The 25,350-nt window shown below is 41.9% G+C and carries 23 protein-coding genes; 15 read left to right on the top strand and 8 right to left on the bottom strand.

The features are described from left to right. Window positions 1-33 precede the first annotated feature (33 nt). From M3M39_RS00775 to guaB, 3 genes are all read right to left on the bottom strand, one after another. Window positions 34-351 (bottom strand): helix-turn-helix transcriptional regulator, encoded by a 318-nt coding sequence (locus M3M39_RS00775; RefSeq protein WP_252797341.1) that lies wholly within the window; start codon window positions 349-351, stop codon window positions 34-36. A gap of 189 nt (window positions 352-540) precedes the next feature. Beyond that, window positions 541-2,094, bottom strand: a complete 1,554-nt coding sequence (gene guaA / locus M3M39_RS00770) for a glutamine-hydrolyzing GMP synthase (protein ID WP_252797340.1) — start codon at window positions 2,092-2,094, stop codon at window positions 541-543. A gap of 10 nt (window positions 2,095-2,104) precedes the next feature. Next, window positions 2,105-3,241 (bottom strand): IMP dehydrogenase, encoded by a 1,137-nt coding sequence (gene guaB / locus M3M39_RS00765; RefSeq protein ID WP_252797339.1) that lies wholly within the window; start codon window positions 3,239-3,241, stop codon window positions 2,105-2,107. Between the two features lie 226 nt (window positions 3,242-3,467). Between guaB and hisS the strand changes: the two genes are divergently transcribed. Next, complete coding sequence (gene hisS, locus M3M39_RS00760) at window positions 3,468-4,655, top strand: histidine--tRNA ligase (RefSeq protein ID WP_252797338.1); 1,188 nt, start codon at window positions 3,468-3,470, stop codon at window positions 4,653-4,655. A 260-nt stretch (window positions 4,656-4,915) separates the two neighbouring features. On the opposite strand, the gene M3M39_RS00755 is transcribed toward hisS, so the two are convergent. Continuing rightward, window positions 4,916-6,478, bottom strand: coding sequence for a ClC family H(+)/Cl(-) exchange transporter (locus M3M39_RS00755; RefSeq protein WP_420843004.1), 1,563 nt, complete (start codon window positions 6,476-6,478; stop codon window positions 4,916-4,918). A gap of 170 nt (window positions 6,479-6,648) precedes the next feature. Between M3M39_RS00755 and M3M39_RS00750 the strand changes: the two genes are divergently transcribed. Beyond that, window positions 6,649-7,575: an alpha/beta hydrolase gene (locus tag M3M39_RS00750; protein ID WP_252797336.1), complete on the top strand. Its 927-nt coding sequence runs from the start codon at window positions 6,649-6,651 to the stop codon at window positions 7,573-7,575. 144 nt (window positions 7,576-7,719) lie between these two features. Further along, window positions 7,720-8,598 (top strand): UTP--glucose-1-phosphate uridylyltransferase GalU, encoded by an 879-nt coding sequence (galU, locus tag M3M39_RS00745; RefSeq protein ID WP_252797335.1) that lies wholly within the window; start codon window positions 7,720-7,722, stop codon window positions 8,596-8,598. Between the two features lie 70 nt (window positions 8,599-8,668). Here galU and M3M39_RS00740 read toward each other — a convergent pair whose 3' ends face one another. Continuing rightward, window positions 8,669-9,454 (bottom strand): glucose 1-dehydrogenase, encoded by a 786-nt coding sequence (locus M3M39_RS00740; RefSeq protein ID WP_252797912.1) that lies wholly within the window; start codon window positions 9,452-9,454, stop codon window positions 8,669-8,671. Between the two features lie 186 nt (window positions 9,455-9,640). Between M3M39_RS00740 and M3M39_RS00735 the strand changes: the two genes are divergently transcribed. The 3 genes from M3M39_RS00735 to M3M39_RS00725 all read left to right on the top strand — a co-directional run bounded on the left by M3M39_RS00735 (window position 9,641) and on the right by M3M39_RS00725 (window position 10,897). Then, entirely contained in the window at window positions 9,641-10,024 is a 384-nt protein-coding gene (locus tag M3M39_RS00735; RefSeq protein WP_252797334.1) for an iron-sulfur cluster biosynthesis family protein, read from the top strand. A gap of 215 nt (window positions 10,025-10,239) precedes the next feature. Next, complete coding sequence (locus M3M39_RS00730) at window positions 10,240-10,470, top strand: hypothetical protein (RefSeq protein ID WP_252797333.1); 231 nt, start codon at window positions 10,240-10,242, stop codon at window positions 10,468-10,470. A gap of 7 nt (window positions 10,471-10,477) precedes the next feature. Next, on the top strand, window positions 10,478-10,897 hold the full coding sequence (locus M3M39_RS00725; protein ID WP_252797332.1) for a type II toxin-antitoxin system death-on-curing family toxin: 420 nt from the start codon (window positions 10,478-10,480) through the stop codon (window positions 10,895-10,897). Window positions 10,898-10,937: 40 nt separating this feature from the next. Here M3M39_RS00725 and M3M39_RS00720 read toward each other — a convergent pair whose 3' ends face one another. The 3 genes from M3M39_RS00720 to M3M39_RS00710 all read right to left on the bottom strand — a co-directional run bounded on the left by M3M39_RS00720 (window position 10,938) and on the right by M3M39_RS00710 (window position 15,805). Beyond that, window positions 10,938-11,615 carry a TVP38/TMEM64 family protein gene (locus tag M3M39_RS00720; RefSeq protein WP_252797331.1) on the bottom strand — a complete coding sequence of 226 codons (678 nt, stop codon included), beginning with the start codon at window positions 11,613-11,615 and terminating at the stop codon, window positions 10,938-10,940. 21 nt (window positions 11,616-11,636) lie between these two features. Continuing rightward, on the bottom strand, window positions 11,637-13,505 hold the full coding sequence (locus M3M39_RS00715) for an acyltransferase family protein (protein ID WP_252797330.1): 1,869 nt from the start codon (window positions 13,503-13,505) through the stop codon (window positions 11,637-11,639). Between the two features lie 152 nt (window positions 13,506-13,657). Then, window positions 13,658-15,805, bottom strand: a complete 2,148-nt coding sequence (locus M3M39_RS00710; RefSeq protein ID WP_274705488.1) for an ATP-dependent Clp protease ATP-binding subunit — start codon at window positions 15,803-15,805, stop codon at window positions 13,658-13,660. A gap of 278 nt (window positions 15,806-16,083) precedes the next feature. On the opposite strand from M3M39_RS00710, the gene M3M39_RS00705 reads away from it, so the two are divergent. The 9 genes from M3M39_RS00705 to M3M39_RS00665 all read left to right on the top strand — a co-directional run bounded on the left by M3M39_RS00705 (window position 16,084) and on the right by M3M39_RS00665 (window position 25,335). Next, window positions 16,084-17,073, top strand: a complete 990-nt coding sequence (locus M3M39_RS00705) for an LCP family protein (protein WP_252797329.1) — start codon at window positions 16,084-16,086, stop codon at window positions 17,071-17,073. A 19-nt stretch (window positions 17,074-17,092) separates the two neighbouring features. Then, window positions 17,093-17,872, top strand: a complete 780-nt coding sequence (locus M3M39_RS00700; RefSeq protein WP_252797328.1) for a hypothetical protein — start codon at window positions 17,093-17,095, stop codon at window positions 17,870-17,872. Window positions 17,873-17,901: 29 nt separating this feature from the next. After that, on the top strand, window positions 17,902-18,690 hold the full coding sequence (locus M3M39_RS00695; RefSeq protein ID WP_252797908.1) for a DUF4422 domain-containing protein: 789 nt from the start codon (window positions 17,902-17,904) through the stop codon (window positions 18,688-18,690). A gap of 16 nt (window positions 18,691-18,706) precedes the next feature. Beyond that, entirely contained in the window at window positions 18,707-19,786 is a 1,080-nt protein-coding gene (locus M3M39_RS00690; RefSeq protein WP_252797327.1) for a glycosyltransferase, read from the top strand. A gap of 3 nt (window positions 19,787-19,789) precedes the next feature. Continuing rightward, window positions 19,790-20,719 (top strand): glycosyltransferase family 2 protein, encoded by a 930-nt coding sequence (locus M3M39_RS00685; protein WP_252797326.1) that lies wholly within the window; start codon window positions 19,790-19,792, stop codon window positions 20,717-20,719. A 359-nt stretch (window positions 20,720-21,078) separates the two neighbouring features. Then, window positions 21,079-22,008, top strand: coding sequence for a hypothetical protein (locus M3M39_RS00680; RefSeq protein ID WP_252797325.1), 930 nt, complete (start codon window positions 21,079-21,081; stop codon window positions 22,006-22,008). After that, a complete protein-coding gene (glf, locus tag M3M39_RS00675; RefSeq protein WP_252797324.1) occupies window positions 22,001-23,119 on the top strand; it encodes a UDP-galactopyranose mutase in 1,119 nt (372 codons plus the stop codon). Before M3M39_RS00680 ends, glf begins: the two co-directional genes overlap by 8 nt. Before the next feature lie 6 nt (window positions 23,120-23,125). Beyond that, window positions 23,126-24,547: an oligosaccharide flippase family protein gene (locus M3M39_RS00670; protein WP_252797323.1), complete on the top strand. Its 1,422-nt coding sequence runs from the start codon at window positions 23,126-23,128 to the stop codon at window positions 24,545-24,547. A gap of 137 nt (window positions 24,548-24,684) precedes the next feature. After that, complete coding sequence (locus tag M3M39_RS00665) at window positions 24,685-25,335, top strand: sugar transferase (RefSeq protein WP_252797322.1); 651 nt, start codon at window positions 24,685-24,687, stop codon at window positions 25,333-25,335. Window positions 25,336-25,350: the final 15 nt, after the last annotated feature.

Below are 25,350 nucleotides of genomic sequence, written 5' to 3'. Positions count from 1 at the left end.
AATGGTTTAAATTAATTTGGTAATTTTTGAATTTTACTCATTAATTTTAGTCCATTCATAGACGTTATTGTCAGAGACCATAACTTTATCTTTTTGTTCATTTAGCAGATAGTTACTGTTTAAGTTCAATAATAGGGAACTAGAAATGCCCATTACTTTTTGAATTTTAAGGGCTTCATCTGGATTTAAATAGGTTTTTCTATTGAGTAGTTCAGAAATGTGTTTTTGAGACACCCCGATTCTTTGAGCTAAGTCTTGCTGTGTAATCGAATGGTAGTCCATAAATTCTTTGATTAAATCGGCAGCTGAACTTGAATTGGAAGGATGGAGTTGATTTTCACGATGTAACATGGCAGTGACCTCCTTATTTAAACTAATTTATAAATAATATCATAACACATTAAAAATAACATTTTAGACGCCAAAAAGAGTCTCACCACTATGAACAAAATTCATAATGGTGAGACTCTTTTACGTAATTCAGGAACTCCCAGGGGATAACGTTAAATATTTATTCAACCAATCGGTTCCCGCAATTTCTTATTCGTATTCGATTGTGGCAGGTGGCTTACCCGTAATGTCATACAGGACCCGGTTAACTCCTGGAACATCATCGACGATGCGTTTGGAAATCTTACCGAGCACTTCCCACGGAACTTCGGCAAATTCAGCGGTCATTCCATCGACAGAGGTGACGGCCCGAATCGTGACGGCTTCATCGTAAGTCCGTTCGTCACCCATGACCCCGACGCTGCGGATGCCAGGTAGAGCCGTGAAGTACTGCCAAACGGTCTTGTTGAGTCCGGCTTTGGCAAATTCATCCCGTAAAATGGCGTCAGAATCACGTACCATCCGGAGGCGTTCGGGAGTTACTTCTCCAATGACCCGAATGGCAAGTCCCGGACCAGGGAATGGTTGTCGCCAAACGAGTTCGCTAGGCATACCCAGTTTTTCGCCGAGTTCACGAACTTCATCTTTGAAGAGCTTGTTAAGTGGTTCAATTAGCTTGAACTGCAAGTCTTCTGGCAACCCGCCGACGTTGTGGTGAGATTTAATCGTTTGGGCCGTATCAGTTCCGGATTCAATTACATCGGTGTAAAGCGTTCCTTGAGCCAAAAAGTCCACGTCCTTAAACTTGCGGGCTTCGTTGGAGAAGGTTGCAATAAATTCTTTCCCGATGATCTTCCGTTTCTTTTCAGGATCCGTAACTCCCTTGAGTTTGTCCAAGAAGTGCTCACTGGCATCTACAAAATCAATGTTAAGCCCGAAGTCTTCACCCAATGATTTCAGAACTTGTTGGGCTTCGTTTTTCCGGAGCAAACCGTGATCCACGAAGACGGGAATCAATTGATCACCAATGGCCCGGTGCAACAGCACGGCGACCACGGAAGAATCCACTCCACCAGATAAACCGAGGATAACCCGTTTGTCACCAACCGTTTCTTTGATGTTTTGAATTTCGTCTTCAATAAAGTCGTCCATCGACCAGTTGGCCTTCGCACCGGCAATGTCAAAGACAAAGTGCCGCAGCATTTCGCGACCTTTAGCAGTTAAGTTTACTTCTGGGTGGAATTGGACGGCGTAAAAGCCTCGTTTTGAATCAGCCATGGCTGAAATTGGACAGTTGGCACTAGTGGCAGTGGCCGAAAACCCATCTGGAACTTTGGTAACAAAGTCCCCGTGACTCATCAAAACGCGCTGCTTTTCGTCCATGTCCTTAAAGAACTCGGAGTTATGATCCGTCACGTTGATGTCGGCTTGTCCGTATTCACTATTTTTAGCAGTGACGGTTTCTCCACCAGGGAGATCGTGAGCCATCAGTTGCATCCCGTAACAAATTCCGAGAATTGGCAAGCCCAGGTTAAAGATCTCTGGGTCCACCCCTAATGCGTTGGGACCGTTAACACTATTTGGGCCCCCAGAGAAGATGATGGCTTTGGGATCCATCTTTTTGATCTCTGCGGCAGACATGGTGTGTGGCTTTAGTTCGGAATAAACGCCCATTTCCCGGATCCTGCGGGTAATGAGTTGGTTGTATTGACTTCCGAAGTCTAACACAACCACGGAATCATATTTTTTCGCTAAATTTGGCATTCCAATCCTCCTATTTGTGGTAGTTCGGAGCACTCTTGGTAATCAAAACGTCGTGGGGGTGTGATTCCCGTAAGCCGGCGTTCGTGATCCGGCAGAATTGGGCATCCTTCATGGCAGCAATCGTTGGCGCACCAACGTACCCCATTCCGGCACGAAGACCACCCATCATTTGGTACAAGATGGTTTCAACGTCACCCTTGTATTCGGTCTTACCTTCAATTCCTTCTGGAACTAACTTCTTTTCAGACTTAACTTTGCCTTGGAAATAGCGGTCAGAAGACCCCTTTTCCATGGCGGGAATGGAACCCATACCCCGGTAAACTTTGAATTGTTTTCCGTCGGCACTTTCGAGGATTTTACCAGGGGCTTCCGTGGTTCCGGCTAACATGCTCCCCAGCATGACGGCGTCACCACCGGCTACTAAGGCCTTGGCGATGTCACCTGAGTATTGCATCCCACCATCAACGATGATTTGCCGCCCGTATTCCTTAGCTACGGCCGCACATTCAAAGGCCGCCGTGATTTGGGGAACGCCGACTCCGGCAACGACCCGAGTGGTACAAATTGAACCAGGGCCGATTCCCACTTTGACAACGTCGGTTCCGGCTTCAAAGAGAGCCCGAGCTCCTTCTGGAGTAGCAATGTTTCCGGCGATTAACGTCTGGTCGGGGAACTGGGCTCTAATTTCAGCAACCTTGGAGAGCACCCCTTTGGAGTGACCGTGAGCTGAATCAAGCACGATGGCATCAGCACCAGCTGCAAAGAGAGCTTTGGCCCGGTCAAAGGTTTCTTCGTTGATTCCAACGGCAGCAGCAACGAGGTAACGACCCTGGTCGTCCACAGCAGCATTTTCACCCGTTACTTCGGCATTCTTGACCTTTTCAACTTCGGCTGCTTGTTCAGCTACTGACATGTTCTTGTGAATGACTCCGAGGCCTCCCTGACGGGCCATTTCAATCCCCATGGCTGATTCCGTAACCGTATCCATTGCGGCACTGAGTACCGGAATGTTTAACTGCAGGTTTTTGCCTAATTTTGTTTTTAAGCTGACCTGGTAGGGCAACACTTCACTGGCTGCCGGTACCAACAACACGTCATCGTAAGTAAGTGCTTCGTGTTGGCCAAACTTGTTTTCCCAATTATCCATAGAATCCTCCCCAATTATAAGTGACTGTTATTAATATCATAGAATAGCAGAAAGATCGCGGAAAATCAAAGAAAATCACGAACACTAATTCCATCTTAGCGAATAAATGTACGTAACCTCTTTACTTGGAGTAAATGTTTGGAAATAAAGGGGAAATTATTCAAAAATCGAGAATAATGGTAGAATTTAACTAAACACCTCAAAAAGAAAGTTGGTTGAATAATTCATGGACGGAAAATTCAAGCGCGTTCGGGGGATGGAAGACATCCTGCCAGAACAAACAGCGATCTGGCAACGAATTGAAGATACAGCACGGACGATTTTTGCCCGCTACAACTATGCTGAAATTAGAACGCCTCTCGTGGAAAAGACGGATGTTTTTAGTCGAACCTCCGGAGACTCTTCAGACATTGTCACCAAACAAATGTATTCCTTTGAAGACAAGGGAGGACGAAGCATCACGTTACGTCCAGAAGGAACGGCCGGCATCGTGCGATCCTTTGTTGAAAACAAGCTATTTGGTCCAGAACATCCTAAACCAGTAAAAACATACTACATGGGACCCATGTTTCGTTACGAACGGCCGGGAGCAACGCACAACCGGGAGTTCCATCAGATTGGTTGTGAAACGATTGGCACGGTTAGTCCCCAAATTGATGCGGAAGTGATTCGGTTAGCAATTGATATCTTCCAAGGATTGGACATTGAAGATCTGCGGGTCGAGTTAAATACACTGGGTGACGATGCTAGTCGAGCTGCTTACCGGGATACGTTGGTAGAATACTTTGAACAGTACCGGGATGAACTAAGTAGTGATTCCCAACGTCGCTTGGAACAAAATCCCCTTCGGATTCTGGACAGTAAGGATCGCCATGACCAAGAAATCGTGGCCGGAGCGCCTAAGTTAGAAGATAGTTTGAATGAACGCTCGCAACGTTATTTTGCGGCAGTAAAACGCACCTTAGACATTCTTCACGTGGACTACGTGGTCGATGATCGCTTGGTCCGGGGCTTGGATTACTACACTGATACGGTGTTTGAAATTCAGGCGAAGGCCCAAGCCTTTGGCGATGAATACACCACCATCTGTGCCGGAGGACGGTACAACAACATGGTGCAAGAGTTTGGCGGCCCAGAAATGGGTGGAGTCGGCTTTGCGTTTGGAGAAGAACGGTTAGCAACGGTTGTTCAAGCTAAGGAATCTGAACACGCGGTGGATTACTTCATTTGTACGGATACCAAGGGGAAGGAACCGGAAGAAGCAAGCCGGATCTTTGACGACGCGCTAGCAAAAGCGGCTGAACTACGGAACGCAGGAAACGTGGTAGAAGTTAATTTCCAAGAACGAAGCATGAAGAGTCAAAAGAAGGAAGCCTTCAAGTTAAATGCGACACACACGATTGTCGTGGAATAGATCAAGTTAAAAAGCGGCTAGTTCCCAAATCTGGGTAACTAGCCGCTTTTTAGTGGAAAAATTTATTTATGGATTTAGACAGAGGCTTAAATTTGTGAAGGGGGTTTATTTATAACCATTATAATTTGAACAAATTGGCCATTTTGTTCAAATTGGGACCTCTTTTTCATAGGTAACTTGAACAAAAACAGCATTTTGCTGAAATTGGGTGCGGATTTTAAGAGCTAACTTACACAAATTTAACAAATTGCTAGAATTACTTATTTTAGCTCACTCGTTTGATTCGTCGCCATCTGTCGTAGTTCCTGATACAGATAACCCACGGTATCCTTATGAACCAGAAAAATCAGGGTATCACCGGGTTTAATTACCGTCGAGCCGTGGGGCAGAATCGTTAAATTACCGCGTTTGATGGTAATTAAAATCGAACTTTCCGGCCATTTTACGTCTCGAACCGGTTGGTTGGCAACCTCGCTAAAGCCAAAGACCGGGACCTGAATTTGATCCGTGGCTTCCAACGAATCCAAGTACCGCTTAACGCTGGTTAGGCGTTCGGAAAGGACCTGGTAGATGGGCTGCGTTTCTAAGATATCGGCAGTAAGGTAAGCAATTAAGACCACAATCGTGAGTGACATAAAATTCCGAGTACTACCCACTAGTTCGGTAATCAGGATGATAGACGTAAAGGGGGCCTTACAGACGGCGGTTAAACAACCAGCCATCCCAAAGATGAGGAGGTTGTTCATGAGGTTAGCCGGGAGAAAACCGAGTTGGTTCATGATGGTACCGTAGCTGGTCCCAATCAGAGCACCAACGGTTAGAATCGGCATGAAGAATCCTCCGGGTAATCCCGCTCCGTAAGAAACTAGCCCAAAGCTAAACCGGAGGGCTAACCACGCTAAGATTAGCAGTAATGCATAGTGGTGTGTCGCAAGTAACATGATGATCTTGCTTCCGCCCCCAGTTGTTGCTGGGAAATAAGCACCGATGGGAATGACTAAGAGGAGCGGAATTGCGCAATAAAACCAGCTGGGGATTACCTTGATTTTGCTGTACCAGGCTGGGAAATTAAGTAAGCCGAGGTTGTAAATATGGCCCAAAATTCCAAGGGCAATCCCAAGGGGGAGCAATTGCCAGTACATTACTGGTTGAAAGAGCGTCTGATAGGTAACGGGCAGCACTGGGGTCAGACCAAAGACGTTTTCAGAAACAAAGTTCGAGCAGAGGGCTCCCGTTAAACAGGAGAGCCAGATAGTGGGTTGAAAATTGCGGTAAACACCTTCTAGAACAAAGAAGGTCCCGGCTAACGGGGCACTAAAGGTTGCTGAGAGTCCGGCTGCTGCTCCCGTAGCAATCGAAAGGCGCCGGGTGCCACCTTGTTGTTTTAAACCAGCCGCAATTCCCTGACCGACGGCACCTCCCAATTGAATGGAGGGCCCTTCTCGTCCCATGAAGACCCCGGTGGAGTTCGTGAGCACCCCGGTTACAAACTTTTTCCAGAGGATGTGAACCCAGTTCATCTCAAGGTTCCCTCCGAGTTGGGCTTCTACCTGCGGGATTCCTGAACCCCGAATGTTTGGTTCAGAACGAACCAGTAAGCCTACGATTACGGCCAAAATGAGTGCAGCTGGTACTGCAAGCCAAAGGTTTTGCCAATGATTGGGAATCGTCTGGTAAAAAGTGGTACAGAATTGTAAGCCGTGTTCGATTAAAACCCGAAAAATTGAGATTACGCCTCCCGTTGCGATCCCAATGACAGCACTAATCCCCACGAATTTTAAGTTTGCTAACGATAACCGGTGTGGTTTCGCCACAATGTCCATCTCCTCTATGGTTGTTAAATCTTTCATTATTGTATCATTTTCTAATCACAAGTTAGAGGTGTGGTAAAATAAAGAACAGTATGATGCGGAGTTATGGACTTTAATTAATCCGCTAAAGTGGTAGTTAAACGGAGGCCATCGGCACCGTTAGTAAGAAAGTATGGTTAAAAATGAATCAAGTAAAACAAAAACGAGTATGGCCACGGGTTCTTGTCGTTCTTTTAGCAGTTCTGTTAGTAATTGGTGGTTTGGCGATGTACTATCTCTTTAATTTTGCCTTCCAACGGGGCGGGTTTGCTTCGCAACAAGCGAAAAACGTGAATACCGAATTTTATGATCAAACGCCGTCGCAGACGTGGACACAAAAAACGAAGGATGGCTTAACGCTGAAAGCTCATTATTTTGCTGCCCAGCAGCCGACCAATAAAACGGTCGTTGTGGTTCACGGCTACGGCAGTTCAGCTCGTAAGATGAGCTCATATATTAAGATGTTTCATAATGATGGCTACAACGTTCTGGCTCCAGATAATCGATCCTTTGGGGACAGTCAGGGTCGCTACGTAGGGTACGGGTGGTTAGACCGAACGGATCTTGCCAATTGGATGAAACAAATTAATGAATATAATCCGCGCGCAGAGATTGGAATGTTTGGGGTCAGCATGGGAGCTTCAGCCGTGATGTACACCCTGCCTTTGGCGCCCAAAAACGTTAAATTTGCGATTGCGGACTGTGGATATTCCAGTATTGATGCTGAATTAGCGTATGAACTAAAGACAATGTTTAAAATGCCGTCTTTTCCGATTCTGCCGCTGGCTAGCATCTACTCCAAAGTTTTAGCGAAATATGACTTTCAGAAAGCCAATACCAAGCAAACTTTGAAGAATAATCAAATCCCGCTATTCATCATTCATGGGGATGAAGACCAGTTTGTGCCTACTAGGTTTGCCTACCAGAACTATCGTAATGATAAGGGGGAGCATAAGGAAATTTGGATTGTAAAGGGAGCCGGACACGCGCAGGCTCGCTCCGTTAATCCAGATGAGTACCAACAACGGACCCAAGAGTTTGCGGAACGCTGGTTTAACGCCACTCAATAGGTGATTGGGGTTGTTTAGCATTCCAAAAAAGATTTACAAAGGTTGCTATAATTGGTATGCTTAAGGTAAATTCTTACTGAAAAACAACTAATTGCTTGAATTTTGGCGATTAGATTATACAGAACAAAAGGTGGATTAAAACAAATGAAAAAAGTTACCAAAGCGGTCATTCCCGCAGCTGGACTGGGAACGCGTTTCCTGCCAGAAACAAAAGCAGTTCCAAAGGAAATGTTGCCGGTAATCGATACTCCAACCATTCAATACATTGTCGAAGAAGCAAAAGCTTCGGGAATTACTGACATTGTAATTGTGACGGGAAACGGAAAGAACGAAATCGAAGACCACTTTTCGCCTAACTACATGCTTGAAGAAAACTTGGAAAGCAAGGGCAAGCTTGAAATGTTAAAGTCGGTACAAGCCTCTGATAACTTGAAGCTTTATTTTGTACGGCAACCATATCCGAAAGGACTTGGTGACGCTGTCCTAACTGCCAAGAGTTTTATTGGTGATGAACCATTTGTAGTGATGCTCGGGGACGACTTGATGACTGACGAAGTGCCGTTAACGAAGCAATTAATTAACAGTTACGAAAAAACGGGATCGTCAACGCTTGCCGTGATGCGGGTTCCTCACGAAGATACAGCTAAGTATGGAGTGATTGACCCAGTCGAAAAGGTTGATGATGAAACCTATGATGTGCGTCAATTCGTGGAAAAACCAAATCCAGCTGACGCACCAAGTGACCTAGCTATCATTGGGCGCTATCTCTTTACCCCAGAAATTTTGGATGTTTTAAAAACAACGAAACCAGGGAAGGGGAATGAAGTCCAGTTGACGGATGCCATCGACACTTTAAACAAGACCCAAAAAGTTTATGCGCACGAGTTTAAGGGGGAACGGTTCGATACCGGAAACAAATTGAGCTGGTTGAAAACGAACATTCAATTTGGGTTGAAACGAGCAGACCTTAGCACTGACTTGAAAGATTACATCATTGAATTAGCTAAAAAATTAGATCAGTAATCTAATTAAATTAAAAACAGGTGAGAATTAATTCTCGCCTGTTTTTAATTTATAAAGGACGGGATTAATTTTAACCCTTTCCATCCATAAAGGAAGGATAGAGGGTCATTCCGCCATCGATGTAAAGAGAAACCCCAGTGATGTAACTAGCTTGATCAGATGCTAAGAAGGCTGCTCCGGCAGCAACTTCTTCTGGAGTTCCGATGCGGTTCATTGGAACCATGGAAACCGTTTCTTTGTATTGTTCTGGATCAGCAAATTTCTTGGCATTAATTGGAGTATTAATGGCACCAGGACAGATTTGGTTAATCCGGATGTTTTGGTTAGCGTATTCCATCGCCGTCGTTTCGGTAAAGAGTTTAACTCCTCCCTTGCTGGCGGCATAGCTAGCAAAGTTTGGCCATGGGATTTGTTGGTGCACAGAAGAGGTGTTGATAATGGCACCCTTTTTCTTGTTAGCAATCCAATAGTCTAAGGCAGCCTTGGTACCTAAGAAAGTTCCCGTAAGGTTAACTTCCATGACGGCGTTCCAATCATTTAGTTCGATTTGATCCGTTGGACACTTCTTTTCAAGGCCAGCGTTGTTAAAGAACACATCCATTCCACCAAAGGTATCAACAGCCTTTTTAACTAAGGCATCAGCGGCCGCTTCGTCACTGATGTCTTTTTGAATGATGGTGGCTTTTCCACCGGCCGCTTCCACTTTGGCAGCTGTTTCGTTCGCAGCTGTTTCGTTTTTGTGGTAGTTGATCACTACGTTCATATGTTCTTGGCCGAGCCGTACTGCAATGGCAGCACCGATTCCAGAGTCGCCCCCAGTAATTACCGCTGTTTTATTTTCAAGATCTTTGTACATAACCATAATAGCTACTCCTTTTCTGTTTAAGGTATCTTAATTTTACCATACCTCTTTTGTAATGGTAGCTGGTGTTCTCCTTGGAAATTAAGTTGTTAAAAATTAAATTTTGTGAGCTAAATATTGGGGCTGGGAAGATGAAGCTGTTAGAATGAATTAGTAAGCTAAATAAAGGAGGAAATTATTATGAACTTAACGATTACTGACTCAGCAATGGATTACATCAAGAAACGGTTACCGGACGCTAAATACTACTTGTTGGCTACTGACGACGGCTCCAACCAATACTCAAAAGGTGGCGGTTCTTGTACCGTTGGTGACACTTTCCAAGTGGTGGGTATTTCTAAGTTAGAATCCCCATATGACGTTAAAATGGATAATAATCAGGATGCTCCTTTCTACACGAGTAAAAATGACATGTCTTTCTTTGACAAGGGAATGAAGATTGACTTTAATCACAACTGGTTACAATTAAAGAGTGATAGTGAACTCTTAGATGGCCAAATGACTACTAACGATGCCACCAAGGGTGTTGAAAACACCGGCATGGATGGCGTAATTGGTTGCTAATTTAGTCCCATAGTTATCTTTCTTTGGATGTAAAACCTCCGTTGGTTAGATTTTTCTGACTAACGGGGGTTTTTGTGGTTTCATAAGTATGGATGGTGTGAGTTAATCTGACTTCTTTTTAGCAATATATTTGGAAAAATTCTTTTAGTTAGCGTGATTTTTGTATATACTCGTGGTATATACTACGGAATATAGTCTTAATAGGGGGATTAATAATGACTTATAATGATGTCCTAAAAGTTAGAAAGGTTGGAAACTCAAAGATTTTAACTGTTCCGAATGGGATTGAAGTTAATACTGGCGAAGAATTTAGAGTAGTGCAAAATTCAGATCAATCTATTACTTATATTCCTGTAAAAAAAAGTGAAAAAGATCAGATTGATCCTGGATTAGCTGATTTTATGGATAGATTTAAACCCTTAATGGAAAAACTTAAAGATCGTTAGGATATTAATGAGTAATTTTATTAAATATTTAAATGCAGATGAGTTGAAATGCATCAATGAACGAATAGTTACTATGGTTGGCGGTAAAAATTACGGTGTTCAATCTTCGTCAGCTTTAGATGTAATTGTTAACTCTCCACAACAAGCATTATATGGTCAAGATTTATATCCTACCATTTGGTTAAAAGCAGCTTTTATTCTTCAGAAAATCACGAAAAAGAATGTTTTTGTAGATGGAAATAAAAGAACAGCAATCCAAGCAGCACTATTCTTTCTATATAAAAATGGATATGATGTTGTTGATGATGATATCGTTAATAACACTGGTGAAGAATTTATTTTAAAAATGACTAATGCACCAGATACACAAGCAAATATGGAAGTAGCTGCTAAATGGTTAGAGTCAATTATGCGTAAAATAAACTAAAAAAACCGGTGTAAACGTTTTTAGCGTTTACACCGGTTTTTTAACCCGCTAAATATTTCAACAGGTGATCGGCTCCTACAAAGAAGATGATTAAAATGACAACAACCAGCAATAATTCAAGCCATTTTCCGTTCAAGAGGGAATTTCCCCCGAGGGCATAGATTAGCGCGAGCGGAATGGTCCCTAAACAAGCGGCAATGAAGACCAGCTTTCTACCAAAGCGTTTCTCGTCGTTTGCGGCTTGTAAACTTACTAGGTAGGAAGGGATGGCTGGGATGGAGTAACCAACGACCAGGGCCATCAGAGGATTTTTACTTTGCCGGAGATGATCGGCAAACCGGTTATGGCGATATTGCTTTTGAATGTCACGCTTGAACCAATTGATGAGATAAATGGCGGTTAAATTCCCCAGACCAATCGCACAGGCATTAATAATGGTTCCGGGTAGGGCGCCAAAACAAATCCCGGCGAGAATAGCAATCGGCATCACCGGAATTCCTGGAATCACGGTTCCCAAAAACAAGAGGAGCATGATCAAGAAGGCATCAAAAACCCCGTGTTGGCGAATTGCTTGGATGGCTTGCGGCCGTTGAGCTGGATCAAACATCATCTTAATTTGGGGTTGATAATCCCGAAAAATGAGCAGGAGCAACCCTAAGCCAATCACGGCGGCTACCAATTTAATCACATTCATTCGATTGAGCTGGGGTAATTTCATGGGTACTCCTCCGGATGCTAATTACTTGGTAGCGTGATCTAAGACGTTCTTGGCAATGAACGTGGCGTACTTAGGAGCACCAGTTGGATTCGGGTGGGCTTGGTCTCCATACAGCCATTCAGGATGGTTAGCAACGTAGTCATTCCAGTCAATAACGTAGAAGTTCTTGTTCTTTTTCTGGGTGGCAGTTAACAGTTCATTATTCTTATTTTGCCATGGTTGGGACGGAATGTGGTTATTAATCCAAAAGACATGCCGGCTTGGTCCAGCAATTTTCAGTACTTCGTCAATGGTGTCTTGGTCAATGTTACCATTAGTTCCTAAACCGATGATAATGTTTTTTCCCAGGACGCCTTTACTTTGCATGGTTTTTAACGAAGCAACCGCTGCATCAGCTTGGCGGGAGACCTGAGCATCAATGTAAAGCTGCGGGAAGATGTTTTGGAGATCGTCTCGGCCCGCTAACATCACAGAATCACCGACGGCACTACCGGAAAGCTGTTGGGCTTGCTTGAGCTGTTGTTTGGTTAGGCCGTCCTTTTCAATCTTCTCTTCATCAGCGGAATTGCGTTTGACCTTTTTCCCACTTTTAATTTGTTTGGCCAGTTTTTGATTATACTGTTTTTCTTGTTGCGCGTTTTTCTTAATGTGGTTGGCTAACGGAGAGTGGTTAGCAACCTTTGGATCCACGATGGTGGACTGGATGAATCCCACCATTCCAAGGACCATGATAGTGGTTAAAACGGCACGTCGCAGGGTGATTTGATTAACAAAGCTTAACAACCGACGGATCGCCTGGGAGTAGTCATAGTGGCTGAAAGGGACTTCAACGTAGCGATAGGAAAGCTCTGAAATCGCAAGGATAATGGCCACCTCCACAAGCGCATAGAGCCACTGGTGCTCCGCAATGTTAGTAACCTTGTCGCTGAAAAAAACAAAAACAGGCAGCTGGTAAACGTAAATTTCGTAGCTCCGCGAGCCAATCCAGTCAAACACGGGGTTAGTTAACACGCGGTTCCAAACACTAGCGTTGGCAACGATGGCCCACATTGCTAAGACGGTAAAGATGGAAAAGAGGAACATGCCCCCGCGGTAAAGAAAGGGAGCTTGGGCCCCAACCGTGAAGACCGTAATTAGCATTCCTCCCATTCCAATGGCCCCGATGATTTCAAAGAAGAGCCGTTGTTGGGAATTAGGATTGTTAAGCATTCGTTGACTAGGCCAGAGAACTGCTAGGCAAGCCCCTAATAAGATGGAAAACATCCGGGTGTCAGTTCCATAGTAAACCCGACTAGGATCTACTCCGGGGTGAAAGAGGAAGGCCATCAATAAGGCTGAACCAACTGAGAGAATCAGAGCCGTCCAAAAAATGACCCGTTTGGATTTACGGAAAAGATGCAGTAGCATCAGCACGATGAGGGGCCAAATTAAATAAAATTGTCCTTCGATTGAGAGGGTCCAGAGGTGGGTAAACGGGGATTCAGACCCCGCAAATTTTTGAAAGTAGGACTGCCCGTTTAAAATTTCAAACCAGTTATAGACGTAGGCAAGGTTAGTTACAATGCTCTGCCAGAGGTTCGCTAAAATATTTCGTTGGAAAAAGGTGATGTAGGCAGCGGTTGCAAAGAGCATCACAATCAAAGTTGGGTACAATCGTTTTAGGCGTTTGTACCAAAAATGGCCGTAGCTGAATGTTCCGGTGATCTGGTATTCGTTGAACAGGTGATCCGTAACTAGGTAACCAGACAAGGTTAAGAAGACGGGAACCCCTAAATAACCCCCGCTAAATAATGCAGGATTAAAATGATATAGAATAACGCAGATCACTGCTAACGCTCGTAGACCGGTGAAGCCGGTAATAAAGCGATTTTTTGGTCGTTCAGTTGGCATGACGATGAAACCTCTTTTGCAAAATTTTTTGGACACAACTTTAATAATATATCCTAGTGAATTACGTTACAATAGGGAACTTTAATTTAAGGGAAAATTAAGTAAAAAAATAGCCCGTCGTAATGACGAGCTATTTTTGTGCTTACAGAAGCTTATTTTTCTGCCTTTTCAGCAACATGATCTTCTTCAATTTTCAGGGTATCGTGTTCTTTATCAAGAACGGCCTTGATGTCTTTAACGTCTTGGTGGTCAAGGTAGTACATGGCGATCTTATCACGCAGTTGTTGTTCAATAACCCGACGAAGCGGACGAGCACCCATTGCTTCATCGTAACCTTGTTCCATCAACCAGTCTTTCACATCTTGAGAAATGGACAACTTCATGCCCTTACGAGCTAAAGTGGTGTTTAAGTCTTGAATCATCAAGTCGACGATTTGACTCAAATCATCCTTAGTTAAGTGAGAGAATTCAACGATGGCGTTGAACCGGTTCAAGAATTCAGGACGGAAGAACGGAGCTAACCGATCCATAATGTTCTGGTTCTTGTCTTCGTCTTTACCTAAGGAGTTGTTACCAAAGCCGGCGTTCGAAGTAGCGATGATGACCGTGTTCTTGAAGTCGACGACGTTTCCTTGACCGTCAGTTAACCGACCATCATCCATCACTTGCAGTAAGAGGGTGATGACCTGTGGGTTAGCCTTTTCGATTTCGTCCAGCAACACGATGGAGTATGGGTTCCGACGAACCCGTTCCGTTAAGGTATTACCGTTATCGTTGTAACCAACGTATCCCGCGGTAGCACCAATCATCTTGGAAACGGCAGTTTCGTCTTGGTATTCAGACATATCGAGTCGGATAATGGAATCTTGGTTGTTAAACATATCCTTAGCTAATTGCTTAACTAATTCAGTTTTTCCAACCCCAGTTGGTCCAACGAAGAGGAACGAACCAATTGGACGGTTGCCTTCGTCAAAACCGGCCCGGTTCCGGCGAATGGCGTTAACAACGGCATCCACAGCTTCATCTTGACCGATGATGTGGGATTTGAGCCGGTCGCCCATTCCCTTGAGCCGTTCCATATCGTCAGAACTCATTTGAGAAACCGGAATTCCGGTTAACCGTTCTACAGATTCAGCAATGTCAGCTGGAGTTGCTACTGGAGTTTCTGAGTTGTCAGACTGGTTGTTTAACTTCTTTTCCAGTTCTTCAATCTTAGCTTTGTCCTTAGCAGCAGCTTCGAAGTTTTCGGCCTTAGCGTCTTCTTCCTTTTGTTGCTTAGCAGCCTTTAATTCTTTTTCCAGGCTAACTTTGTCAGTAACTGGGTGTTTAGCAGCTAGGTGAGCAGCGGTCATATCAACTAAGTCGATTGCCTTATCAGGCAAAGAACGCTGTGGAATGTATTGTTCTGAGTAGTCAATGGCAGCCTTTAAAGCGTCATCTGGTAATTTAACTTGGTGGTGGTCTTCGTAAGACTTGCGAATTCCTTGCAGGATTGCAAACGTGGTTTCCTTGCTAGGAGCGTTAACCGTAACATCGTTGAAACGACGAGCTAAAGCAGCGTCCTTCATAATGGTGTTTCGGTATTCATCTTGGGTCGTAGCTCCAATGATGGAGATGTCACCCCGAGATAAAGCAGGTTTCAAGATGTCAGATAAACCTTTACCACCGTTTTCATCGCCAGATGCACCGGCACCGACGATTTGGTGAATTTCGTCGAAGAAGAGGATCACGTTTTTACGTTGTTCAACTTCTTTAACTAATTTTTGAATGTTTTCTTCGTAGGCACCCCGGTATTGGGTTCCGGCTTCCAGAGAAGAAAGGTCAATCGAAATAATTTGTTTGTCTTTGATGGTAGCAGGAACGTCACCGTTGACAATCTTTTGAGCCAGACCTTCAACGATAGCGGTCTTACCAACTCCGGCGTCTCCAACTAAAATTGGGTTATTCTTAATCCGCCGACTTAAAATTTCAGCGGTTTCTTGAATTTCCTTGTCACGGCCGATAACAGGGTCTAAGAGACCTTGCTTAGCTTCATCAGTTAAATTCCGACCGATTTTATCGAGATAACTTTCTTGTTTTTGATTTGCTTGATTTGTTTGGTTAGGGGTGACGTTGTGTTGCCCGGTTTGACCAGGGATACGTCCCGTCCGCCGCATTTCAGCGACTTGTTCTGGGGTTAATTCGTGGCCGTTAACGACGTAACGAGCGTTCGGGTTATCCCCCATGTTGTTAAAGAAACTGTTAAATAAATCATCCATTCCACTGTTACCGAATGGATCATTTCCAAAATTACGTGGCATAGAAAAATCCTTCTTTCCTAAGTTATTGGGAAGGCATTGGATGAATTCCCGGTAGAGATATTTCTATATCTCTATACTTATAGTTTAACCTTTCTTAACCAAAAAGGACAGCGATTAGCTCACAAAAGTCAAAAAAAGTCAAAAAATTAACTTAATTCTTACAGAAATTCACGCGTCGCGGGGGACACGGCCAACTTAATGTTTTAAAATCTACTTTAGTTTGGTAAACTGTAACTATTGTATTTTGGACTTATAAAAGATAAAGGAGATTATCCGTTATGGAAGAAAGTCGATTAGATCGTGATCAGCAACCGAAAAAATCACATCGAACCCGAAACATTATTTTGACGATTATTCTAGTTTTACTATTTGGGGTAGTGGCTTTTGGTTCCTATAAGTACTTTGCCGTTAAAAACGCGGTTAATAATGCTTATAACAGTGCCGGTTTACAAAAAGAGCGGGACACGAGTTCTCTGTTGAAAAACAAAAAGCCGATTTCCATCCTACTGATGGGAACCGATACAGGGGAATTGGGGCGGACTTACAAAGGACGAACCGATACCATGATGATCGTAACCATTAACCCCACTACGCACAAAACTTTAATCACCAGCATTCCTCGGGATACGGCCGTTAACATCCCAGGTTACTCAGATCAATCTCCAGCTAAGATTAACGCTGCTTATGCATATGGAAGTGCTAAAACTGCCATTCAAACGGTGCAAAAGATGCTGAACGTACCGATTGATTACTATGCCTTGATTAACATGCGCGGATTAGTCCAAATTGTGGATCAGGTTGGTGGGGTAACGATTTCACCAGAACTGACTTTTGACTACGAAGGGTACCACTTCACTAAGGGACAACCAACGAAGATGGACGGAAAGAAAGCCTTAGCTTACTCTCGGATGCGTTACGATGACCCCCGGGGAGATTTTGGCCGGGAACAACGGCAACGACAATTATTGGAAGGAGTGGTTACAAAGAGCGGTTCCGTAACTTCATTATTAAACCAAAACTTCATCAACTCGATTGCGAAAAACACACAAACTGACTTGCAATTCTCCGATCTCTCAGCGATTGCAACGGGATACCTGTCGGCTCGTAACAACATTGAAAACACGTACTTAAGCGGGCAGTCTGGAGAAGAAATTCAAGGGCAAGATATGGAAGTTACGCCACAATCTGAACTACAAAAGACGACCAACCAAATCAGAAGTAGTTTAGATCTGCCGCAGGCCACCACTGGAGATATCGCTTTAAATTAAAAGGAGGGTTCGCAGATTAATGGAATATTCAAAATTTAAGTATATGCTGTATCACTTGAGCAATTTATTTAGTAGCAAAGGCTTTCTGCTCGCTTTTGCAGTCTTATTTTTTGTACTGGTAGCAGCTGTCTTTTGGTATGACTATCGGACAAATGGTCCGATTTTTTCTGGAACTTTAAAACAGGGTCAGCACGGGCGGAAAAATAACATTCGGAAAGAAATTTGGCTGGCAATCATTCCGTTACTGTTGTTAGTTCTTTTTGTCGGGGGTAAAAAGGGCTTGGCAAAGGTTGACCCACCAAGCGAGTTAATTCCAAGTAAACAAATTAAGTTAGCGACGACGGGACACGTAGCTTCAATTGATGGAGAAAATGGGAAAGTGGCAATCGTTACCAATGATCGGCATGAAGATAATCCCATTATTGCTAAAGTGAATAATCGCCCGGTTTCTCCTCACGATCCTTTGATTGTTTCATATGGAGGGACTCACCTTACTAACAAAGAGTTATTAGCGTTGAATACAGGTGATCAGGTTAAAATTATGGTGCACCCATTTACCTGGAAATATAAAAATCATGCCCAGTTTAATGGCTCCAAAGATGCTCAAAAGCAATTGGATTTATTAAATGAGGGAAAAGTGAACGGAGAAGTTAAAAAAGATAAGTCGAAGCCAAAACTTAAACCAACTCCGAAACCAACCACTGGTCTCACCGCTGGAAGTCCAGCCACGACAACCACTGGAACTGGAATGACCAGTTCTAATTATGGCTATGATGGAACAGCGGGCAGTACTTATTAATTTAAACCGAGTTAAAGGAGTTGATTTCAATTAAAGCCAAAGTTTTGGTCGCCACTCATAAAGATGCACCAATGCCTAAAGATCCGGTTTATCTGCCCATTTTGGTCGGAGCAGATCGAAACTTTAAGGGGCAAAAGGGGTATCAACTAGACAATACGGGAACGAACATTTCTCGGTTAAATCCGAACTATAACGAATTAACGGCCGTTTACTGGGCTTTTAAGAACCTGCCAGATGTTGATGCTGTGGGTTTAGTTCACTACCGACGGCTTTTTAGTAAGACGCATAAGCGTGATTTGGAGCATGTTTTAACTTCGGCAGAGGTGGCTGAGTTATTAGAAAAAGCACCAGTAGTTTTACCTAAGAAACGGCACTACGTGATTGAAACGATTTACTCTCATTACGTTCATTCCCATCATGAGCAACCCTTAATTAATTTGAGAAATGTAATTAAGCAGGACTATCCTGACTATTTGTCCTCGTTTGATCAAGTGCTTAATCGTCGGTCGGCCCACATGTTTAACATGTTCATCATGAAGAAAACTGCCTTTGATGACTATTGTGAGTTCATTTTCCCCGTTTTATTTAAAGTGCAGGAACAAACGGACATCTCTAATTATTCCGTCCAAGAGGCGCGTGTGTATGGCTATCTGTCCGAATTGTTGATGGATGTTTGGGTCACCAAGAACCAAGTCAAATTTGTGGAATGTAATTGGGTTCAAATTGGAGATCGACAGTTAATCAAAAAGGCTTGGGGCTTTTTGAAACGAAAGTTCCAAAATAACGATGACAAAAATCAAGTGAATTCGCACTTTTAGTAGAGGGGGTGCAAAAATGAAAAAAATTATGATTTTTGTTCCCTTTATGACTGGATACGGGGGCACAGAGACGGTTATCGAAAATCTTTTCGATGAATACAACAAGACGTTGCCAAACGATCGGTATCAATTAAGCCTAAGTAGCATTGGGGGAACGATTGATACTGGTTGGTTGAGTAAAATTAAAAATAAAACGGTTTTACAGTTAAGTCGCAACAAAAAAATTAGAAAAATTGAGTATTTAATTTCTTTATTCTTTATCCTGAATCATCAGATCAGAAAAGAACGTCCGGACGTGGTTATTTCTAATAGTTACATTATGTGGTTTTGTTTGACGGTATTGAAAAGAATCTTCGGTTATCACTATCAAGTGATGGCGTGGTACCATTTCTCGTTAGATTCCCACCAAGTTCCCGAAATGTTTTTGAAGGCAGCGGATGGTTATTTGGTAATTAGCACGGGAATTGCCCATCAATTGGAGCAGCGGGGCATTCCTCAGTCTAAAATCAATGTAATCTATAATCCAATTGTAAAAACGGACCACGTGGTTCCGCGTTCGGCGCCCGATGAACCGACTCATTTTCTATATGTTGGGCGGATCATGATGAATGGCCAAAAGAATCTTCATGAATTATTTGACGGGTTAAGTCAAACACATGGAAAATGGCAACTAGATGTTTATGGTATGGGAGATGTCGCAGAGGCACAGGAATATGTGCAAAAGCTGGGGATATCCGATCGAATTCATTTTCATGGTTTTGCAGATGATTTGTGGCATGAAGTGAAAAAATGTGATGCTTTAGTGTTAACTTCGACGTTTGAAGGATTACCGATGGTTCTAAATGAAGCGATTGCGAATGGAATCCCTGTGATTTCTTCTAATTGTGATACCGGCCCGGATGATATCGTGAATAGTGACAATGGTTATTTGTATCAAAGTGGGGACTCACAACAACTGGCGCATGTTTTACAAAAATTCATTGACCGCCAGGTTGATTTTAACGATCCACAGAAAATTAAGAATTCGATTAACCAATTCTATAGCGCAAACTATTTTGAAGTTTTTATGAATGCAATCGATCAATATATGGAGTAGTTTATGACTGATTTTAATTATAATCCAAACGTTGCAGTCGTCTTGGTAACGTTTAATCGTTTACAGTACTTGAAAGAATCACTTAATTATCTGCTAGCACAGCAGTATTTGCCTGCTAAGATTTATGTCATTAATAATGCTAGTACTGACGGGACAACTGATTATTTAGCAACGTTAGATAATGATTTAATTGAGGTAGTTAACTTAGACCAGAACGTTGGAGGCGCCGGTGGTTTTAGTGCGGGCCTTAAAATTGCATGTGAAGCAAATCAATTCGATTATTATTGGGTAATGGATGACGATACATATCCGAAGCAAGACTCACTGCAAGAATTAATTGCGGCGTTGCAAAAGGTCAATCAGCCAGAGCAAGTGGGAGTATTGGCAAGTAACGTTCGGTGGGGAAAAGATTCCGTGCCAGCCATCATGAACATTCCTCAAGTTAATGAGCAGTGGAATCAATACGCTGAACAAGGACTAGTTGGAATTACGTCTTCTTCGTTTGTTTCGATGTTGATTAGCGATGCAGCAGTTCGGCAGTGTGGGTTACCAGTTGCTGAATTTTTCATTTGGGGAGACGACGTGGAGTATTCACGGCGGATCACCCAACGATTTGATGGCTACTTTGTGGGTAGTAGCTTAGTGGAACACGCCACTAAAGCCAATACCGGAGTTGATATTATTGCGGAACAAAACCCGGATAAAATTGGCCGTTATTACTATAACTTTAGAAATCAAGCCTACATTGCCCGTGAGTTTGGAAAACGCGATCGCGTGAAAAACGGGCTGAAGTATTTTTACCTGTTGTTTAAAATTACGTTTGGGAAGTCGCAATATAAACTAAAAAAAGTAAGAGTGTTAACCAAGGGTTACTGGAAAGGGCTCTTTTTTAAGCCTACCATCCAATTTCCCCAATTTAAAAAGCATAATTAAGCAAAGATGGGAGATTTATGGAAAACAAAGATCTTAAATTATTATCAGTGGCTGACTATTTGTTTTCACTTTTTTTGTTATTATCCACGAACGTGGTTTATTTTGTAGCTCCTGGATTTTTTCCTAAGGAACTCAGGTTAGTGGTTCCCTTATTCACTAGCTTGGGGATTTTAGTGTATTTTCTAGTGTTAAAAAAGTATCAGATCCACGTTAATTATGGCCTTATATTTAAGGTAGTCGGCACCTATGTAGTTTTAATATCACTATTTTTGTTAATTAGCTTTTTAAACTATAAATTCCATTTCTTTCATGTTTTCCTATTTTACTTAGTGATTCCAGTTTTATTTTTCTGCTTTTGTATGCTGGTTTTCTTGCTAAAACGCGGAACAAAGTTGCTCTCTGCAATTGTAAATATTGCTGTGGTACTTGCAATTATTTCATTATTTTTCTGGATTCTGGCAGAAATCCAATATCCATTTAATTCACAAATTTTCATTAATTGGGGTGGAAAACACTACGTTCCGGGTTTCTGGGGACTTCACTTTTTAGCCCAGGAGCCAGCCAGCTTCTTTGGCCTCCAACTAGTCAGAAATACAGGCCTTTATGCAGAAGCACCAATGTTTTCGTTTGTGTTATCCGTTGCCTTTATTTTTAATTTGTTTTATTTGAAGCATTCACCTACTTATTATTTTCGGGGAATTGTGTTGTTTGCCACAATTATTACTACGGTTTCTACCACTGGATTGCTGATTTGCTTCTTGGCTTTGGTAGGGAACTTGGTAATGAAGCATTGGGATTTATATACTAGATTACCGAGAAGAAAAAAATATTACATTTGGATTGGACTAGGAGGACTTTTACTAGTGGGTCTATCCTTGATTTGGATTAATAAAGTCAATACATTTCAAGGATCCGTTAGCATTAGGTCGGATGACATTAAGGCTGGCTGGAACTCGTTCTTACAGAGTCCAATTTTTGGGAATGGACTAGGGAACCTTCGTGCCATTAAACGGTTGATGGCTAGTTACCGGTTAATGAAGGGGGGGAATCATGGCTTTTCATTAGGGATTCTACAGATCTTATCATATGGTGGAGTTATCTTTCTTGCTTTTTACCTGATTCCGTTAATCATGGCCTTTATGCGAAAACATTATGTTGATGCGTTTGTGTTATTATTGGTCATGGTTTTATTAACCCTAACGATTGTCAATGAAACCCCTTTATTAATTTTCATTTTGATTTTTATGGTTTGTAAAGAACTACCAAATTGGAGGAACGAAAATGACTGATTATTTAGTAGTTGGTTCAGGTTTATTTGGATCAACGTTTGCCTACGAAGCAGCAAAACGTGGTAATCACGTAGAAGTAATTGAAAAACGTGACCACATCGCGGGAAATATTTATACCAAAGAAGTGGAAGGGATCCAGGTTCACCAGTATGGAGCACACATTTTCCACACGAAAATGAAGGACATCTGGGAATATGTACACCAGTTTGCCGAATTTAATAATTACGTTAATAGTCCAATTGCTAATTACAACGGGGAAATTTATAACTTACCGTTTAATATGAATACCTTTAGTAAGCTCTGGGGGGTTCGGACACCGGCAGAAGCCCAGGCTAAAATTGAAGAACAAAAGCAGAATGCGAACGTTCCAGAAAAGCCCACTAACCTAGAAGAACAAGCGCTCTCCTTAGTTGGAACCGATATTTATGAAAAATTAGTTAAAGGTTACACCGAAAAACAATGGGGAAGAAAAGCAGTTGATTTACCTTCCTTTATTATTCGTCGAATTCCGGTTCGGTTTATTTATGATAACAACTACTTTAGCGATCCATACCAAGGAATTCCTAAGGGCGGCTACACGCAAATTGTTGAAAAAATGTTGTCCAGTGACTTAATTGACGTGAAGTTGAACACCGATTTCTTTGCGCACAAAGATGAGTATTTAAACTCTGGCAAGCGGATTATTTTCACCGGGATGATTGACCAATTCTTTGACTATGCCCTTGGTGAATTGGAATACCGGAGCTTACGGTTTGAAACTGAGGTTAAAGATGTTGATAACTACCAAGGAAATGCGGTAGTTAACTACACTGATGCCGAAACACCATTTACCCGGGTAATTGAACACAAACACTTTGAATTTGGTAAGGGGAACAAGGGCAAAACTGTGATTACCCACGAATATCCCAAGGATTGGCATCGTGGTGATGAACCATACTATCCAATTGATAACAAGCAGAATCGGTCCCTTTACAAGCAATATACTGATTTAGCAGCTAAAGAAGCTGATAACGTTGTCTTTGGTGGTCGATTAGGACAATATCGTTACTACAACATGGATCAAACGATCATGTCTGCTTTGCGTTTAGTTAAAACTGAGTTTGGTGAGTAATTAATAATGAAGGTAATTAAAAATTACCTATACAATGCTTTTTACCAGATTTTTATTTTATTAGTTCCTTTGATTACTTCACCTTATTTGGCTCGAGTTTTAGGGCCAAAAGGGGTTGGAATTAATGATTATACTAACGCGGTAATTCAATTTTTTATTATTTTTGGTAGTATTGGCGTGGCATTGTATGGGAACCGCCAAGTTGCATACGTTCGTAATAATCGAGAAAAGTTAACTAATACTTTTTATGAAATATTTTTCATGCGGATGATTACCATTGGAATTGCGTATGTGGCTTTCTTTATTTTCCTTTCGTTAGTACATCGGTTTCAAATTTATTATCTCGCCCAATCATTCTCATTATTAGCTGCTGCTTTTGACATCTCTTGGTTTTTTCAAGGTGTCGAGAACTTTGCGGTAACCGTACTGAGAAATCTATTAGTTAAAATCATTACTTTAATTAGTATTTTTACGTTAGTTAAATCATATAGTGATTTAGCTACTTATATTTTGATTTTATCGCTCTCATTATTAATTGGTAATTTGACGCTCTTTCCTAGTTTGAAGCGGTACATTGGGTTACCCGATTGGAAACATTTTCATTTGTGGAAGCATTTACATCCATCTTTAGTTCTTTTTATTCCCGAAATTGCCACCCAAATTTATTTATATGTGAATAAGTACATGTTGGGATTAATGACCAATGTAACCCAAGCTGGTTTCTTTGGTCAGTCGGATAAAATTATTAAAATGTCACTAGCGGTTGTAACCGCGACCGGAATGGTGATGCTTCCCCACGTTGCTAATGCATTTCAACGGGGAGAAATGGAAAGAGTTCGTGGTTATTTATACACTACGTTTGAATTTGTTACGGCACTTTCAATCCCTTTAACTTGTGGAATTGCGGCAGTTGCACCTTCGTTTGTTCCATTGTTCTTTTCTTCTAAATTTATGCCAGTGATTCCTTTGATGATGCTAGAAGCAATTGTAATTGTATTAATTGCTTGGAGTAATGCAATTGGAGTGCAATATTTGGTTCCGACGGGACAAAATAAAGCTTATAACTATTCTGTTATTTTAGGAGCAATTGTGAATATTGTTGCCAATATCCCACTAATTTTACTGTGGGGAGCAGCCGGAACGGCGCTTGCAACGGTTCTTTCGGAGTTATGTGTTACAATCTATCAAATTTATATTATTAGGGATCAAATCGACTTGAAACGGTTATTCAATGGTTATTTCAAGTATTTAATTGCTGGAATTATAATGTTTTTATTAGTGTTTACCATGGATATTGAGTTGAAAGATACCTGGGGGATGCTTGCTTTAGAAATTGTGGTCGGAATGATTAGCTATCTATTGATGTTGTTAATATTACGACCGCAACTAGTGCAAAATGTACTACAAAAGGTAATCAAAAAGAATTAAACTTGATTGAATTAATCTAAAGATTACTCAGATAAAAAAAGGGATTAGTTTCTTTATGGTATAATTAGTGTGCTTTTATGCTAAAAAGAGAATGGACGAATTTAAAGAAAAGGTGATTTAGTTTGGTAGAAGGTGGAATGCAAACAAAAATTCAGCTTGATCCGAAAAAGGTACAGGATCGACCGATTTATTTTACATTTAAACGAATCTTCGATGTATTACTAAGTTGCTTAGGATTGCTAGCTTTGAGCCCGTTATTACTAGTAGTTGCATTTTTAGTTAAATTCGATGGTTCCCATGGAAAAGTTTTGTACGTTCAAGAACGAGTTGGTAAAAACGGCAAGCATTTTCAAATGTTTAAATTTCGGTCAATGATTCCTAATGCTGATCAAAAACTAGCCGAACTAAAAGCCCAAAATGAAGTTCAGGGTGCAATGTTTAAAATGAAAGATGATCCCCGGATTACTCGCGTGGGGAAGTTTATTCGTAAATATAGTTTGGATGAATTACCGCAGTTATTAAACGTAATTGGGGGAAGCATGTCCCTAGTTGGACCGCGTCCGCCTATTCCTAGTGAAGTTGCTGAATATACGGATTACGATATGCAACGACTTTTAGTTGTCCCTGGCTGTACAGGGCTTTGGCAAACCACCACCCGGAATAGTGGTGACTTTAATACGATGGTTGATTTAGATTTAGAATATATTCAAAAAAGCTCATTGCTTTATGACCTTAAATTAATTTTTAATACAGTAAAAATTATGGTAAAACCGAATGCAGCTTATTAAAAGTAGGATTACATT

It is taken from the genome of Fructilactobacillus hinvesii, from assembly GCF_024029435.1.
Taxonomy (GTDB): Bacteria; Bacillota; Bacilli; order Lactobacillales; family Lactobacillaceae; genus Fructilactobacillus; species Fructilactobacillus hinvesii.
Note: the sequence above shows the minus strand (reverse complement) of the source record. Positions and strands in the feature narration are given on the sequence as shown.